The 18,067-nt window shown below is 40.7% G+C and carries 10 protein-coding genes; 7 read left to right on the top strand and 3 right to left on the bottom strand.

Annotated features, from left to right (window positions below; translation table 11 throughout):
- Nucleotides 1–34 precede the first annotated feature (34 nt).
- The 5 genes from AB1Z56_RS14460 to AB1Z56_RS14440 all read left to right on the top strand — a co-directional run bounded on the left by AB1Z56_RS14460 (nucleotide 35) and on the right by AB1Z56_RS14440 (nucleotide 5,779).
- Entirely contained in the window at nucleotides 35–1,747 is a 1,713-nt protein-coding gene (locus AB1Z56_RS14460; RefSeq protein ID WP_426789458.1) for a RagB/SusD family nutrient uptake outer membrane protein, read from the top strand.
- 127 nt (nucleotides 1,748–1,874) lie between these two features.
- The gene (locus AB1Z56_RS14455) at nucleotides 1,875–2,801 is read left to right on the top strand and encodes a glyoxylate/hydroxypyruvate reductase A (RefSeq protein WP_343555042.1); all 927 of its coding nucleotides are present in this window, start codon (nucleotides 1,875–1,877) and stop codon (nucleotides 2,799–2,801) included.
- Nucleotides 2,802–2,951: 150 nt separating this feature from the next.
- The gene (locus tag AB1Z56_RS14450) at nucleotides 2,952–3,083 is read left to right on the top strand and encodes a hypothetical protein (RefSeq protein WP_426789457.1); all 132 of its coding nucleotides are present in this window, start codon (nucleotides 2,952–2,954) and stop codon (nucleotides 3,081–3,083) included.
- 27 nt (nucleotides 3,084–3,110) lie between these two features.
- Nucleotides 3,111–5,003 carry a M48 family metalloprotease gene (locus AB1Z56_RS14445; protein ID WP_426789456.1) on the top strand — a complete coding sequence of 631 codons (1,893 nt, stop codon included), beginning with the start codon at nucleotides 3,111–3,113 and terminating at the stop codon, nucleotides 5,001–5,003.
- 137 nt (nucleotides 5,004–5,140) lie between these two features.
- Entirely contained in the window at nucleotides 5,141–5,779 is a 639-nt protein-coding gene (locus AB1Z56_RS14440; RefSeq protein WP_426789455.1) for a dihydrofolate reductase family protein, read from the top strand.
- Nucleotides 5,780–5,830: 51 nt separating this feature from the next.
- On the opposite strand, the gene AB1Z56_RS14435 is transcribed toward AB1Z56_RS14440, so the two are convergent.
- On the bottom strand, nucleotides 5,831–6,328 hold the full coding sequence (locus tag AB1Z56_RS14435) for a DinB family protein (protein ID WP_309362577.1): 498 nt from the start codon (nucleotides 6,326–6,328) through the stop codon (nucleotides 5,831–5,833).
- Nucleotides 6,329–6,673: 345 nt separating this feature from the next.
- Between AB1Z56_RS14435 and AB1Z56_RS14430 the strand changes: the two genes are divergently transcribed.
- Nucleotides 6,674–7,246: a hypothetical protein gene (locus AB1Z56_RS14430; protein WP_426789454.1), complete on the top strand. Its 573-nt coding sequence runs from the start codon at nucleotides 6,674–6,676 to the stop codon at nucleotides 7,244–7,246.
- 117 nt (nucleotides 7,247–7,363) lie between these two features.
- Nucleotides 7,364–13,384 (top strand): alpha-2-macroglobulin family protein, encoded by a 6,021-nt coding sequence (locus AB1Z56_RS14425; protein WP_426789453.1) that lies wholly within the window; start codon nucleotides 7,364–7,366, stop codon nucleotides 13,382–13,384.
- A gap of 74 nt (nucleotides 13,385–13,458) precedes the next feature.
- On the opposite strand, the gene AB1Z56_RS14420 is transcribed toward AB1Z56_RS14425, so the two are convergent.
- Nucleotides 13,459–14,898, bottom strand: a complete 1,440-nt coding sequence (locus tag AB1Z56_RS14420; protein ID WP_293897293.1) for a TolC family protein — start codon at nucleotides 14,896–14,898, stop codon at nucleotides 13,459–13,461.
- The gene (locus AB1Z56_RS14415; RefSeq protein ID WP_313264179.1) at nucleotides 14,891–18,052 is read right to left on the bottom strand and encodes an efflux RND transporter permease subunit; all 3,162 of its coding nucleotides are present in this window, start codon (nucleotides 18,050–18,052) and stop codon (nucleotides 14,891–14,893) included. Before AB1Z56_RS14415 ends, AB1Z56_RS14420 begins: the two co-directional genes overlap by 8 nt.
- Nucleotides 18,053–18,067: the final 15 nt, after the last annotated feature.

Below are 18,067 nucleotides of genomic sequence, written 5' to 3'. Positions count from 1 at the left end.
TCCCGCATCATTTTTCAAAATCAATTATATACACATGAAAAAGACGATAAACAATTATACAACTTTATTTTCCATGCTGGCTTTGTTGTCCGTAGGAGCCAGCTCCTGTGGTAAAGGCTATTTGGACGAGAAACCCTATTCAAGTTACGACGCTACCAATGTTGATCCGACTACGGTTGAGAACAGATTGTTAGGCTTACACTACAATTTTGCGCAGCTCTGGGGATATAGTGGCAGACAAGGATTTCTTTCCTGTTGGCAGATTGGGACAGATATTACCAGCGCTGGATCAACTGAGGGAGTCGAAAATCCTTTTTATCAGTATGCCGATCTGAACTCCGAAAATGGAGGCGTAAGCTTTTTATGGGAAAAATGTTATGCATTTATTAATAATGCAAACCTTGTGATAGATGGCGTGGGGGATAGTAATGCGAAAGCTTCTGCCGAGGCAAGATTTTTTCGCGCTTATGCCTATAATATGCTTGTTACCCTTTGGGGTGATGTGCCTCTGTTGACAAGTTCGATCAAAGTACCTTCATTTAATTATACACGGACCTCAGTCGCAGAAATTGACAAAGTTATAATCGAGGATTTGGATTATGCTATTAAAGAACTTCCTGATCTTGGAAAAGCCAGTGCGCCTAGCCGCATTAACAAAGATATGGCAAGACAGCTTGCTACAGAAGCTTTTTTACGAATAGGTATGCGGGATGCGAGCTATTTGGCACAGGCAGAAGCAATGGCAACGGCTATAATCGATGGCGGTAATTATAAACTGATCGAAGCACGTTACGGAAAATATCTGTCCGAAGGCGGTGATTATTTTAGAGATATGTTTCGGCAGGGTAATATGCGTCGTGGACAGGGAAACACCGAGGCGATCTGGACTTTTGAAGTAGAGCTGAATCGAGAAGTAAATGGTGGTACTATTGATAACCCCCAACAACGTCGGGTATGGCAGCCGGCTTATCACAAATGGGATGGGATGGTTAATGCCGATTCATTGGGTGGAAGAGGAAATGGCCGGTTAAGACTTAGCAATTTTATGAAGTATAAGGTCTGGCAAGGTCTAAAGGGAGATATCAGAAATAGTAATTTCAATATTCGACGTACAACGAATTATAATCGTCCAAACTTTAGTGCAGAAATTGGTGTTGACGTGGATGGATTTCGGGTAGCAAAAGGTGCCGGAATTAAAAATGTTGTCATCAAAACAGGGGATAAAGTTGTCCCTTTCCGAACCGATAGTTTGGAAGTGTGGTATCCTTTTCCAACGAAATGGGGCGGTTATGATCCATTAGACGATTTTGGCTATGCACTGGTAAAAGATTGGCCTGTCATGAGATTTGGAGAAACCTACTTGCTACGGGCTGAAGCTCGTTTGCGTCAGGGAAATACCGCAGGTGCCGCAGAGGATATCAATAAACTGCGAGACCGCTCATTCAAAGCAGCACGTGTGGAGTCCAGTAATAATCAATTGGGAAAAGTCGCTGCCAGTCAATTAACGATTGATTTTATTCTAGACGAAAGAGCTCGTGAACTGATTTCAGAGGAGAATCGTCGAATGACGTTAGTCAGAATGAATAAATTGAAGGAACGTATTTTACTTAACGGTGATTCCGGTCCAGCAAATAAGATAACGACTGGTTTTCAGGATTATAATGTCTTATTGCCTATTCCACTAACTGAAATTCAGCTGAATAATAAAGACGGAGATAACCTGAAACAAAATCCAGGCTATAAATAGCATTTTTCTTCTTGAATAAGGATGCTATCCGGTAGGTGAATCAACCCAAAAAGACAATGGACTTATTCTAGGATAAGTCCATTGTCTTTTTTAGGATAAATGTTATTTTCGTGTAAACGAACGAAATATGAGTATAGCATTGATACTGAATAGAGCCAGGGCCGAAGAGTGGAAGGTTGAAATCAATCAACATCTACCTAAAATAAAAGTAGAGATCTTCCCTGAAATCGAAAATTATGAGGAGGTTGAATTTGCGCTTTGTTGGAAACCTGAGATAGATTATTATACTCATTTTCCCAACTTAAAAGTTATCCAGTCAGGGGGAGCCGGAATTGACCACCTATTTCCGAAAGATATCCCATCACATCTCCATATTTGTCGGATTATCGATCCCATGTTGAAAAGCGATATGTTTGAGCATATTTTGACCTGTTTAATGTATTCAATGAAGAAGTTTTCGGCGTATATAAAGGGACAAGAAAAGAAACATTGGCGTCCCTTGTTATACAAATCAATTGGAGAAACTAAGGTTACTATTTTAGGTTTAGGGGAAATTGGCGGTTATGTGGCGGAACGGTTAGCTCAGTTGGGATTTAACGTAAACGGATGGTCTAGTTCGCCTAAAAATCTACAGAGTGTCAGCTCGTTTACCGGAATGGATGGACTTAGCACCGCCGTAGAAGACGCAGATTTTGTTGTTAATGTCCTCCCTCTGACAGATGCAACAAAAGGAATTTTAAATCATAGCCTATTCAATTTGTGTCGAAAAGAAGCTGTATTAGTTAACGTTGGTCGAGGTGAACATCTCATAGAAAATGATTTACTGGATGCAATTGCAGAGAAAAAAATTGCGGCGGCTTATCTTGATGTATTTCATAAAGAACCGTTACCGCAAGATCATCCATTTTGGGACTGTCCATCTATTTTTATAACGCCTCATGTGGCTAGCAGAACCAACATAAGATCCTCGGTTGAACAGGTTGTGGATAATTATATAAGGATGAGCGAAGGGCGTTCTTTACTTAATGAAGTTTCTTTAGAAAAGGGATATTAAATAGCCGACTCATCGCCGAGCTTCGCTGTTGTTGGTCCTTGTCGTTAACAGTTGATCTTTTTTGTTTTTATCTTTTATAAACCTTTAGGTAAATGAATTTTATTTAATAGATTTATGTTATCTATTAACCCTTTCTTTATTAACAGGTTTATGAAAGTACAAGTCTCTGCAAACTTTAAGAAACATGCGCGTAAAACAATAATATCCATTATTGTCTTCGCAATCACTTATATTATTCTACTTATTCTGGCGATAGGTATTACTGTTGGTTTTACCTTATAAGGTGTATTGATATTTGCATCTAAACCTATGTTTTTAACAGCCGTGTTATGTTTGGGTTTATTCGGTTCGGGACTTACCATATTATTCTTTTTATTGAAATTTGTTTTTGCGTCAACAAAAGTGGAGACGGGTCATCTTACGCAAATATCTGAACGCGACGAGCCTCAATTATTTGCCTTGATCCATGAAGTGGTGAATGAGGTTCATACAAGTTTTCCAAAGAAAGTTTTTCTGTCACATGATGTCAATGCATCTGTGTTTTATGATTCGAATTTCTGGAGTATGTTCCTTCCCATTCGAAAGAATTTACAGATTGGTGTTGGTTTAGTAAATTCGGTCACGCAGCAAGAATTAAAGGCTATTCTTGCCCATGAATTTGGACATTTCTCGCAGAAGAGCATGAAAGTGGGGAGCTATGTTTACCACGTCAATCAAATTATCTACAACATGCTGTATAAGAACGAATCGCTTGACAATATGTTTGAGAAATGGGGAAATATCAGTGGTTATTCGGCGATCTTTATTAGCCTGTCGGTTTTTATTATTCAACAGATTCAAAATATTCTAAAGCATCTCTATACGTATGTTAATCTCAATTATCTCGCCTTGTCTCGTGAGATGGAGTTTCATGCGGATGAAATTGCTGCACACGTTGCTGGCTCTCAGGCCTTGGCAGACTCACTGCTGCGGCTAAGCTTTGCAAATCACGCGCTCAATAATGTACTTACTTTCTATGATGGCAAATTTTCGGAAAATATCCGGAGCAGTAATATTTATCCTGAGCACAGGTATGTTATGCTGATGTTTGCCGAGCGAAATAAATACCAAATGCGGGATGGCTTTCCACAGATTGAACTGTCAACGTTAAAAAAATATGATAAATCGAAGCTAAATCTTGAAAATCAATGGTCATCGCATCCATCCGATGAAGATCGGGTAAAGGCATTGCAAAAACTCAATATCGTGAAGCAGGAAATCCGAAATGAACCGGCCATTGAATTGCTTGCCAATGCTGCTGCGGTAGCGCACACAATTTCTGATAAGTTATTCTCAGGTGTACAATATGAACAGAATCCCTCAATGTTAGAAATAGCAGCTTTTAGAGCCGATTTTGAAAGTAAAATGAATAAATATGCTTTCGATCAAAAGTTCAATGATTTCTACGATTACAACCATCCTGTACTGAAAGAAGGCACTCCACCTTTTGGAAAACTAATCAAGCAATCTTTTGAAGAATTATTTGACGATAGTAAAGTGGATACTTTATATGAACTTAATAGTTTGAAAAATGATCAATATGTCGTTGAATCAATTATCAAGGGTGAGCTGAAATTAAAAACATTTGACTATGATGGTACGAAATATCAACCCGCAGATGCGGTTGAGTTACTTCAGCGGATTGAATATACTATAGCTGCTACAGAGCAGAAAATTACCGATTATAATCAACAGATCCATGCTTACTTTTTACGGCAGGCCGATTTACAGGGAAAGGGTAAAGAGTTTGAGCAAAAATATAATGACTTTGCCACATTCGATAAAAATTATGGGGAAGGACAGGTACGGTATAATGAGATGGTGGAGAATACTGAGTTTATTTTTCAAACGGTGCCGTTTGCAGCTATTGAAGCGAGGCTGAGCGATCTGAAAAGACGGGAAGAGGAATTGAAAAAGCAGCTTGTATTGCTTTTGGCACTTCCAGAAAGCAGTCGGGAGCTGGATGAGGATTTAATTCGATCGTTAGAGAAGTATGTCAACAATGAACTCGTATATTTCCATGTAGACCATTACAATGAGGAGAATCTTCAGATTTTATTTAATGCTATTTCAAGCTATAAAAAATTATTGGATGAAAATCATTTCACGAAGAAAAAGTGCTATTTAGAATTTATGCTTTCGCTTGAAGAAAACAAAGAATAGTTCAATGCTCTGTCGTAATTGCCCTCCAAGATTGACGATTTGTCCCCCATTAACTGTCAAAGCAATGGTCTATTTTTGATGTATGCTGATCCAATTTGGAATTGGGTTTATTGTATTAAAAACTAACCTTTTTTGTTATGCGGAAATTAATAATGAAAATGTCTATTTCGATTGACGGTTTTGTTGCCGACGTCAATGGTGAAACGGGGTGGATGTTCAAAAGTGGTGATGATCATTCTAGGGCTTGGGTTTTAAATATCTGTGCGTCTGCTGGTATTCATATTATGGGGCGAAAGACCTTTGAAGTGATGGCCTCTTATTGGCCTGCTGCGACAAGCCCTTTTGCGGGAGCAATGAACGACATCCCCAAAGCTGTCTTTACCCGTAGGGGATATAATCCTACAGTCAAAGGCTTTTCGAATAAATTGAATGCCAAACAGTCGAGCGAACAAGGGGATGATTTCTTCAATCGTGAGGGGGATTTGCTGAATTCCTCTTGGACGGATGCCCGGGTTTTTGATGGAGATCTCTTGAGCGGGATACAGGAACTCAAGGCGGAGTCTGGTCGTCCTATTGTTGCTCATGGCGGTGCTGAATTTATGCGAAGTTTAATTGAAACCGGACTAATTGACGAATATCATTTGATCACACATCCAATTGCTTTAGGAGCTGGACTATCTATCTTTGACGGTCTTTCCAAACCCTGTGAACTAAAGCTTGTGGATGCGCAGGTTTTTCCGGGCGGTGTTATCGCGCATACCTATTGTCCAGAATAAAATGAAAATACGACATGTAGATGTCGTATTTTCATTCGGGTAGCTAGTCTTTTAGAAATTCTGTGAATCTGCAGAAGGTCCATAACTTGCCGGTAGAGGAATGTTATTGAGTCTATAATAAACACCCAACTGTGCCCTATGGTGTGTAATCTGATTTAACGAATGGCGAATAGCTTCATATTTGCTCCAGCTCGCCAATTCATGGCCATCATTTTTGATGGTCCAGCTTGGAATCAAGTCCTCTTCTTTAGCTCCTTCCAAAGCTGTTTTTCCAGCTTCATAATCTTCATCGAGCTTTTTTAATAGGTCCTCTCTTGTTGATAGACTTGTTGGTACATAACCACTTTGAGCAAAATCAAGTTCGGAAGTTTTTAAAATGGTACTTGGCCATTCGAAAACTTCGACTAAGTGAGTTGCTAGACGCATCATCTTCATGCTTTTTTCATGTGGGGCATATTCATTCTTGCCTTCAGGAAAAAGTGCGATAAAGTTTTTTGTGATTTGATACTCACTCGCTAACTCTGATTTTAATTGTTGTAACGTGTCCATGTTTTTTACTGTAATGGTTTAAAATTCGATTTGTTATCCTACTAATGGCCTTTGCTCTGGAATTGTTTTTTGTTTGGTATTTCTTTTCCTGCTCGGGTTTAACAAAGATAATACCGGTTAGTGACAGCTATTTGTCAGTAGTTATGGAAAGGTTTATTCGTTTATGATCAAAAATGGATGCAAGATGGATTCAGTTTCCATCAACTGCCTTGCACTAGATCAGATTGCGCTTATTGAGACAGTTGCAGCAAATAATAAAGCAGGTCGAGCGAATTGTAAATAGTAGAGAACTGAGCCGATAGCCTGTGTATATTTGGTTGATAGTTAATTAAATAATATTGAGATATGAAACATAAAAAGGCAATATTCATCGTTGTTGGACTTGTATTGATTGCAGCAATTGCTATCGGTATTTGGGCGAACAGCGTATTGGGTGATATGGAAGAGGATCAAACAAAAACAGAACAATTATCTTCCAGAATTTTAGCTGATTTTGGCGATCATACCGCTATCAATAAATATCCGGTTCAATTAGCTGCATTAAATTGGGGAACGAATTGTTTAGTGTTGGAAAATGGCGGTATAGGCAATTTAGGGGTAACTTATAAAAGCAAATGGAATGAAGGATTGGGCACAGCTGATAATTATCCTGGCGAGGGTGTAAAAGGTATTGTTATGATCGCTATGGATATGAAGGAAAAAGGGGAATATGTCAACAGGATCGGACAGAAAGATAAAGCTTATCAACGAAACTATATTGTTAGCTATGTCGATCTTGATAAGAAAGTCATTGTTGCCCGTGATACGTTATATGGGGAAGAACCACCTTTGATCAATCGTTCAACTGGTTCTGGCGCCGGCGATTTTCCATCTGATACAGCTATAATCAATTCGATCAAGGGCCGTTTGAAATTGTGATTTTTTTTCTTTTTTCGGTTATGGAATTTTGATATTCTTTGCATCCCTGCATGAAAGTTGAAGTGCTGGGTGAAAGAAATCTAGTGCTTGGCTTTAAGTTAATTTATCTATTTTTAAATGAATTTAGCCAGTATCTTAGTTATGAAATGGAAGTCAATTATTGTTAGTGTTTTAGCTGTTATTTATTCAGTAACTCTTTTTGGACAATCAACGTTGCTCAATAGCCAGCGTGGATCTTCTGAATATTACATTTATAAGTTGAGTCCCGAAATTTTAAGAAAAATTCACCTGGAAGAGGAAAAATTCGATGAAACCATGCTTAACGAACTTTTTCTTAACTATAAGGTGGGCGATCCGCAGCCCACCTTGCCACGAGGTAATTACGTCCGGGTCGTAGCTAGGGGGAGTGAACTCATCTACCAAGAATTGGTTAGTGACGATCTTTATGTCAAAAGTATCCCGACAGAAATGTTTGCTATTTGTTTATACGATTCATTGGGAACGATTATAAATGATGCACGGCTAACAGTGAACGGTCATAAAATGTCATACGATAAGAAACTGCGTTATTATAAGGCATCGAATGCACGTGATGAAGATATTGTCAGCATTGAGCATAGGGGAGTATATCACTACCTGAGCGTGGAGAGAGGATGGCCATACAGCGAGAAGACTTCGTTCTGGAAAGGACTAAAAAATCACTGGCTCCGAACTAAATTTAAGATCAAAAGGATCTTCCATAAAAAAGAACGTCGGAATACGGAGAGCTTTATGGTTTTTAGCAAGCCTATGTATAAACCAAATGAGAACGTAAAATTTAAAGCTTACCTTGAGAAAGATCAAGGAAAACCGTATCGGGATTCAGTAGTGGTACGTTTAACAGGTGGTTATGGCTATGCGAAAGACACGGTATTGGCGAAACTGGCTCCTTATCGTCCCGGGATGTACAATTTTGCTTTTGACCTGAAAGGCCTTGGACTTATTCTGGATAGACATTATGGTATCTCATTAGCGTCCACAAAAAGTAAAGAGATTCTTTATCAACAGAATTTTCGTTATGAAGACTATGAACTCAAAAGTCTTACTTTTAGCATGACGTCGGGGAATACGGATTATGCAAAGGGTGACAGCATAAGGCTAAAGCTAAAAGCTGTCAACGAGAATGAAATGCCGATTTATGACGGTAAAGTAGATTTGCGTGTTGTGACAAGTCCGCTTTTTGACCCTAGCATGAAAGCCAATCGGGTAAATTTTATCCCCGATACACTGTGGCAAACTACGGTATCCCTTGCCGATGTGGCCGAAAAAGAGATTGTGTTGCCGGATTCAATTTTTCCGGCAGATATTGGATTATCTTTTCAAGTGATTGGTACTTATCTAAGTTCGGATAATGAAAGACATGAGCGGCGGCTTAATCTTAATGTCTTAAATAGCGAAAAGGAAATTCGTATTGCAGTTCGGGATGGTCAGGCTGAGTTGAAGTATTTTGAAAGGGGGATCGAGAAAGCTAGTGATGCGCAAATTCAGCTATTGGGTGAAAATGATGAGGTACTGAAAACTGAACATCTGAGTTTGCCGCAGGTGATACCAGTCTCTTGGCAAGCGTCAGAAATCGTCGTTAAGTCGAATGGCTTGACTAAAGTGACTTATTTAAAAGAGGAGCAGCAAGCACAATTGAATTATCGATTTTATCGAACAGTAGATTCTGTCATATTACATGTCAATAATCCTGCTGCGATTCCATTTTGGTATCGGGTCTATAGGGCTAATCGTATGGTCGCTTCGGGATATGATACCAAATTGAGCCACGCATTTTTAGCGCGAGGAAAAGAAGGATACAGTCTGGAGCTCAGCTATCTTTTTGGAGGGCGTTCGAAAGTTATTCGTGAAGAACTACCTTTCGTAGAGAAAAATCTAAACTTAGCCGTCAATACAGCAACGACCGTATATCCTGGACAAAAGACTCCTGTGGAGCTTTCCGTTACCGATAAAAACGGTAAACCATTGAAAGATGTCGATATCACAGCATATGGTTTTACATCCAAGTTTAAATCGGCTAATGCACCCAATATTCCTATTGGTGGGCTAATGCGGAGTGCAAAGGTGGTACAAAATCTCAATTTTGAGCTGGACGACGATAGTAAATCTCATCAGAGCGCTTTTCAAAATTGGGCGAAATGGTCGAAAGTAATGCAATTGGACACGATGGCTTTTTATCGGTTTTTGTTTCCGAAAGATTATTATCAGGAGTCTTTGCCTCTTGATGATGTCAGAAGCCAGATATCACCCTATATTGTTGTCAATGGTGCGGTTCAGGGGGTACATTTAGTATGGGTAGATGGTGTGTTGACTTACGCAAAGCAAGGCCAGCAAAATGAAAATAATATTTTTGAGGTTTATCCCGGACAGCACGATTTTCGATTTAGGACAAAGGACAGAGATATTCATGTGCGTGGGTATTTTGTGGAGAAAGGAAAAAAAGTAATTGTTTCTTTTAATGCATCACAGGATACCATAAGTTTTATTTATGCAGATAAAACCCTCAGGAAGGGACAGATTTTGACTCGTGTGTTGCCTAAAAAAGAGGTTGGAAAGCTCTACGATACAGAAGTGGCTGAGTTGAATCGTCAGTTAATTTCGGTAACGAATAATTTTGGTGCATGGCAGCTGCCAAATAACGGTGCACTGGTTGAATTGCCGGCCTATATACAGACAGCCGGAGATCTTTATTACTTAAATCCGGTGAAAAGATCAACTTACGATAGTCGATTACGGACACAGGTTCCTGTCCCCGTATTGGTGGGACCATTTCCTCGGACAGAAATGTATAATGGAGTATCTAAAATAGCGACTTTAACGGTTGATACTACAAAAATTGGACGATTTGAGATTGAAGGCGGTTATCAGTACACGCTTTATAAAAATTATCAAAAGCAGAAAAGTTGGGACGCTAATTTTATTCGTCAGGATCTGTATGATTTTATACCGAATTTAGATTTTAATGCGAAAGTGTTGTCATTGACGGATATCAAAGAAAATGTGGAGAGTAAATTTAGGGAAGCAATGCAAAATAGCAGCGGGACGGCCCAATTTGCCACAGTCAAAAAAGAGTTAAAAGCTCCGGTATTTAAACTAAGCGTAAACTTAGGCAAAGATATCGCTGGTCAAGCCATTCTTCCCACATTGATCTTTATTGAACCGACCAAAGCGGAAGATAGAATGTATTTCCGTTTGTTTTATGGTGGGCAACGTAATTTCGGCGATCTTCCTGTCGACGATGTTATTTTACATATTGTAGAAAATGATTCGACTGCCTTTAGTTTACCTATGAAGCTAAAAGCAAATGGGATGAATTACCTTAGACTGGACTCCATCCAGTGGAACAGAACATCGAATGCAGCGAGATTAGCTTACAAACTAGTGCGGGATGAAATTATTGTACGTACGGTTGATAATCCATTGCGGGATTCTGTTCAGCATGAGCAGGAGCTGGCTCTGCGTGTCAAAAAAATAGACAAAGCCGATTTTAGGACGAAAAGGAGGGATGATGGGCACACCAGACTTTTGATTTATGATGGTGATACACCATTAATCGGAGCTAAAATTGTTGATCTGAGTTCGAAAAAACAGTATTTCGCTAGTTTTGACGGCAGTGTAGAGTTTGAGCTATCTGGCGATAGAAATACACGGTTGGAAATAGCTGCTTTGGGATATAATACAGCAGCGATCGAGGTTTCAAGAGGAGAGGATTATTTCGTGGAATTAAAGCCTTCCGAAAACCAATTGGATGAGGTTGTTGTCGTAGGTTATGGGGTACAGCGAAAGAAATCGTTGACTCTCTCAACGAAATCTATCAGTGCTAATATGGACATGGGAACAGTAGCCCTGTTGCAGGGAGCAGTTCCAGGGGTTACTATCCGGGGAGCTGTTAGCACAACCGCGAATGCAAAACCTCTGATTTTAGTGGATGGAGTTCCCTTTGAAGGGGATATCACGAGCTTAGATCCATCTTCCATTGCATCAATAAATACAATAAAAGATCAATCCATGCTCTCCTTGTACGGATCGCGGGCTGCCAATGGAGTGATTATGATACAGACCAAATCAGGAACTTCTGTTGGGGCAAAAGGTGCAGTTGAGATGCCCTATTTAGAAGCTGGAAATACCATGCGTGTAAACTTTCACGACGATGCTTTTTGGCAACCTAAACTGACGACTGATGCTGAGGGGAAAGCTAGTTTTGAAGCGACCTATCCGGATGATATTACCAATTGGCGGACGTTTTTTATAGCCAAGGGAGCGAAAAATTTTGCAGACACCAAGGAATTAAGCATTAAATCTTTTAAGGCTGTTTCGGCACATCTGGCAACGCCACGCTTTGCTGTCCGTGGCGATCAATTTACGGCTATGGGACGCATTGTCAACTACCTAGGCGATAGTTTGCAAGTCGCACGAACCATAAACAATGGATTGGCGTCGCAAGAAGCATCTTTGAGAATCGCTAAATCATATCGGGATCCGATAGCGGTGCTAGCCAATCAGGGGGACAGCCTTCAGCTTTCCTATTCGATAGGTCTTTCCAATGGGTATTTTGATGGTGAAAAACGGAGTATTCCGATCTTTGAAAAAGGACTTGAACAACATGAAGGTGATTTTAAAGTACTCAATAGTACAGCCGAATACCTGTTAAAAACTTCACCGGCATTAGGCGAAATTACGGTGCATGCCGAGGCAAGTTCACTCGAATTTTTACAACGTGAAATAGAATCCATCGATCGTTATAAATATCTCTGTAATGAACAGATGGCTTCTAAATTGAGTGCCCTCCTTTCAAAGAAAGAGCTGGCCAAATTAGTTGGGAAACCTTTTGAAGAAGATAAAAAGATCATCAGTCTTTTAAAAGAACTTCAAAAGAACAAAAATACTGCCCAAGGCTGGGGATGGTGGGATAAGAGTGAAACGGTGTCGTGGATTAGTAACTATGTTATAAGCGTACTGCTTGATGCCGAGGAGGCAGGTTACCAGGTGGTGCTCGATAAAGCATACTATACCGAACGTGAACAGGCACTATTAAAAAATAGCCTTGCTTCTTTAGATCTTCTGTTGGATAAAGATAAACTTCAAACGGCTAAAGAGAATCTGTTTGGCTCCCTTGTTTTCTTAAACCGTTTGGATCCGAAGGCCGATTATAGACATTATTTCAATGAAATTGATGCCAAGCTGAAGAGCAAATCTACTAAGGATAAATTGCTGCGGTATCTTTTGATTTCTAAACTTGGAATTGCTGATGTACATGCTGCTGACAGCGTCCTGAAATACGCTTCAAAAACAATTTTAGGCGGATTGTATTGGACCTCGGGTGTCATCGCAGAAAAAGAAGTGTTATTTGCACGTCCTACAGAAACGAATACAGAAAATACATTACTGGCTTATAGTGTTCTAAAATCAATCGGAGGACATGAAGCGGATCTGGAGAACATTCGCAATTACTTCTTTGCGCAGCGTCAAAACAATCGTTGGAGCAACATTTATGAATCTTCCCGTATTATACGGCGTATTTTACCCGATTTATTGAAAGCTGGAGAATCTTTCCAGCAACCTGTGATGGTCATCAATGGCAAACGGATTACTAAATTTCCATACACACAGACTTTTACGTCCGATGAACAAATTAAGGTAAGGAAAGAAGGGACGGGGCCAGCTTTTGTGACGGCTTATCAAAATTTTTGGAATCCAAATCCAGCTGTAGAAAAAGAAAAGGGACTTGTCGTTGAAACTCGATTCAAAGAGAATGGAGCTACAGCAGCAACACTGAAAGAAGGAAAACCAGTAAAACTTGAAGCAACGGTAACATTGACTGGTGAAGCTGAGTACGTACAGATAGAGGTCCCTATCCCGGCAGGCTGTTCTTATGAGAGTAAATCAAATGGATACTTTAGGATGGAGGCACACCGTGAACATTTCAAAGATCGTGTTGTCATTTTCTGCAATAAATTAGGAAAAGGTACGCATACCTTTGAAATAGAACTCTTACCTCGATTTACAGGAACCTATACGGTCAATCCAGCAAAAGCTGAATTGATGTATTTTCCAATATTCTATGGAAATGAGAAAATTAAAGAGATTGTTGTGGAATAGGTATATTGTTAAAATAAAAAGGGACTTATCACATGATAAGTCCCCAACATATAAAAACTAAAATTAAAAGCGTATTACTGATGGTCCCATCCACCGCCTAGCGATCGGTATATCGCTACACTTGCTTTGAGTTGGTTGACTTTCTTTTCAACAAGCTCAAATTTGGACTCCAATGCATCACGTTGCGTTAACAGAACTTCCATATAATCGGCACGTGCATATTTAAATAGATCATTAGAAATACCAATAGATTCATTTAATGCATCCACCTCTTTGGTCTTAATATCCAGACCATTTTCCAGATTTTTAATTTTGGAGAGCTGGTTTGCCACTTCTATATATGCCCCCAGTATCGTTTGCTCATAATGGTAGACAGCTTGTACTTGTCGTGCGTTGGCGTTATAATAAGCCGCTTTGATTGCTCGTTTATTGATCAGGGGTGCAGTGAGTTCTCCAACGAGCGAAGACAGAAATGACTCCGGCTTAATGAGGTAAGTTGGATCAAAGGCTTGAAACCCTACACCAGCAGCAATATCTAGTGAGGGGTAAAAGCGGGCCTTAGCCGATTTTATATCCAGCTTGGAAGCTGCGAGTTCATACTCCGCCTGTTTAATATCGGGTCTGTTTTCTAATAGCTCCGAGGGAATACCTGTGTAGACGGTTTGAGGAACAAGCTTGTCAAAGGAGGCTTGGTCTCTTTGAACCGGCTGCGGGAACCTACCTACGAGGTAATTGATTTTATTTTCTGTCTCCGTGATTTTCTGCTTAATATCATATTGCATACCTTGTGTTTTCAAAATCTGCGCTTCGAATCTTTTGACTGCTAGCTTATTGGAACGAGCATTTTTTTTCAGGTCATTCACAACAACCAAGGCATCGTTTTGAATCTTTACATTTTCATTGATGACCAGCAGTTCATTGTCTAGTGCCAGCAGTTCATAATAAGAATCCGCGATTTCGGAGATCAGGTGTGTTACCATGAAATTTTTACCTTCCACGCTGGCTAAATATCGCTGCAGTTGAGCCTTAGTGGCGTTGTGCAGTTTACCCCAGATATCTGTTTCCCATTGTGCTTGTAGACCAACGCCAAAATCAAATAAGGGTTCAGGCATTTCCCGTCCAGGTTCGATCTCGGTATTCTTTTCCATTGCTCCAATATTGGTGTATCGGCTCACTTTATCGACACCAGCACCAACCTTTACACCTACGGAAGGTAAATATTCACCTTTCTTGGCATTGACCTCATTTTTGGCAATTTCAATTTCTTGAAGGATAATATGAAGCTCCTGATTATTGGCCAAGGCCTGGCCTATCAATGTCTGTAAGTTAGGATCATTGAAATAGTTGTTCCATTTTATTTTTCCTGTATTTGCTGTGTCGCTGTCAGCATAGCCATATTTTTCGGGTACGGCTCTATTTTCAGTACGCTGTTTTATTTCTAAGGGTTTGCAGGATGCCAAACTAAGTAAGAAAAGTGCGAAACCTGTATAGTGATATAATCTATTCTTATTCATAATGTATCATGTCTTCGCTTAAAGGTGAGTCGTCTTCGGCCTGGATCATTTTTCTTCCATCGGCCAATTTTGCAAAAATGTAATAGAGTCCCGGAATGACGATAACGCCAAAAATTGTTCCGACCAGCATACCGCCCAAAGCAGAGGCACCTATGGTATGGTTTCCGATCGCACCTGCACCGCTAGCAAAAACGAGGGGTACAAGTCCCGCTATAAAGGCAAAGGAAGTCATCAAAATCGGTCTGAAACGAGCTCGTGAGCCCTCGATTGCGGCCTCTAATATGCTATCTCCAGCCTGGCGCCGCTTAACCGCAAATTCTACAATAAGCACCGCATTTTTACCAAGTAAGCCAATAATCATAATCAAACCTACCTGTGCATAGATGTCATTTTCAAGGCCCATTGCTTTTAATAAGAAAAATGATCCGAATACACCGACAGGTAGCGAGAGGAGTACTGCAAATGGAATGATAAAACTTTCGTATTGTGCAGCGAGCACGAGATAGACGAATACCAATACGACCAAGAAAACGTAAATGGCTTCATTCCCGCGTTGAGCCTCATCATAAGAAAGGCCTTCCCATGCGACTTTATAGCCATGCGGTAAGGTTTTGAGCGCTGTTTCATTGATCGCTTGGATGGCATCTGCTGTTGTATAACCATTTGCCGGAAGACCACGGATGGCAGCCGAGTTATACATGTTGTAGCGTGTAATCTCATTTGGTCCCTGTGTTTTTTTCAAACTCATAAAGGCTGAATAAGGAACCATCTGATCGTGGTCGTTTTTGACATAGAGATTCATGATATCGGAAGGCAATCTTCTAAATTCAGGCGATGATTGTACATATACCTTAAAGAACTGCCCAAAGCGGATGAAGCCTTGTTCGTAAGTACTGCCGATGAGGATGTTGAGGTTGTCCATCGCTTTGCCAATGGAAACTCCTTTTTGCATGGCCGCATTATTGTCAAATACCAACTCATATTGCGGGTAATTGGCCGCGAAGAAGGTGAAGACTCCGGTTAGTTCCTTGCGTTTCTTGAGATTAGCAATAAAAGCTTTATTGACCTTATCAAAGTCCTGGTAGTCCGTCGTTCTATTGAGGTCCAACAAGCGCATGGAGAAACCACCAGAGGATCCAAATCCGGGAACAGCAGGTGGTTCAAAGAACTCAACCGTAGCACCTAGGTTTTTTGATTTTTCTTCAAGTTCTTCCATGATTTCTTTAACAGAGTGCTCCCGCTCACCCCAGGTCTTTAGGTTGATAAGGCATGTTCCTGCATTTGAACCTCGGCCTTCAGTCATGATTTCATAGCCAGCCAACGAAGAGACAGATTCTACACCATCTACGCCCTGACAGATCTTCTGAAGTTCCCGAGAGAGTTTATTGGTCTGTTCCAAGGTGGATCCCGGAGGAGTCTGGATGATGGCATATATTGTTCCCTGGTCTTCACTTGGAATGAAACCTCCGGGAAGTGTTTTGTTGATCACAAAAATCCCCGCACAGAAAGCTATTAAGATGCTCCATGTGATCACTCTACGGCTTGCGATTTTTCGAAGGAAGCCGGCATATTTACCTGTTATCTTATCGAAAGTATTGTTGAAAAGATCGAGTGATCTGGTGAATATATTTGATTTTTTGGGTTTTCCATGGTTGTTCTTAAGTAACATTGCTGCAAGCACGGGCGTGAGGGTAAGCGCTACTACAGCAGAAATTACAATGGAACTCGCCATGGTAATCGAAAATTGACGATAAAATGTTCCAACGGGTCCCGTCATAAAGGAAATAGGGATAAATACAGCTACCATAACCGCGGTAATAGCGATAATAGCACCTGCAATTTCGGCCATTACTTCCTTCACTGCGTTATAGGGGGATATTGCACTTTCTTCCATCTTAGCATGTACGGCTTCAATCACGACAATGGCATTGTCTACCACAATCCCGATAGCGAGGACCAATGCAAAGAGTGTGACCAGGTTGATCGACATACCGAACCATTGGATGACAAAGAATGTACCGATTAGGGATACGGGAACGGCAATGATGGGGATTAATGTTGAACGCCAGTCGCCAAGGAAAATAAAAACGACAATGGCAACCAGGATAAAGGCATCCCGTAAGGTGTGCATCACCTGTTCGATGGATGCATCCAAGAATTGGGATACGTCATAGCTGATTTTGTAGTCTATGCCGGGAGGGAAGTTGCCTTTCATTTCAGCTAGTTTTGCTTTTACATCTTTGATGACGTCATTTGCATTACTGCCGTAGTTTTGTTTTAAGACAATAGATGCCGAAGGGTGTCCGTCCAAGTTGGAGTATATATCAAAAAACTCACTGCCCAGTTCGATTTTGGCAACGTCTTTCAGCTTAATGTTTTCTCCATCAGCATTTGCGCGGATGATTATGTTTTCGTACTCCTCCGGTTTGTTATATTGCCCTTTATAGGTTAGCACATATTCAAGTGATTGTGCGGCGATACCTGAACTCTGTCCCAAACGTCCAGGCCGGCCGATAATGCTCTGCTCACTTATCGCTTTCATCACTTCATCAACAGATAGGCTGTATGCACGCATGCGGTCAGGATTCAGCCAGACGCGCATGGCATATCTCCGGCTACCTAGGATTTGCGATTTGGCGATTCCATGGATACGATTGATTTCGGGAATGATGTTTACTGTAGCATAATTGTACAGAAACTTCTCATCCATGCTTTTATTGGTGCTGTAAAGGTTGACATACATCAGCATACTGGGCTGAATGGGATTTACAACGACCCCTTCTTTTTGTACGAGCTCGGGTAAGAGGGGCATAACCTGATCTACTCTGGTCTTCACCAGTACGACGGCATCGTTGGGGTCAGTTCCGGGATCAAAGATAACGTTGACGGTTGCCTCACCGGCACTGGTTGCATCTGTCGCTATATAGCGCATGCCCTGGACGCCATTGATCGCATTTTCTAACGTAATCAGGGAGGATTTGACGAGCACGTCAGCACTTGCCCCCGGATAGGCAATGGAAACTGCAACAGTCGTTGGTGCAATTTTTGGAAATTGTTCGGTCGGAAGCTGTTTTATCGCTAGGCCGCCGATAAATAGGATGACAACCGATATGACAATAGCAAATACCGGTCGATGTATTACTTTTTTAAACATAACGTTGCTTTTTAA

This window comes from Sphingobacterium sp. WOUb80, assembly GCF_050058145.1.
GTDB lineage: Bacteria > Bacteroidota > Bacteroidia > Sphingobacteriales > Sphingobacteriaceae > Sphingobacterium.
Note: the sequence above shows the minus strand (reverse complement) of the source record. Positions and strands in the feature narration are given on the sequence as shown.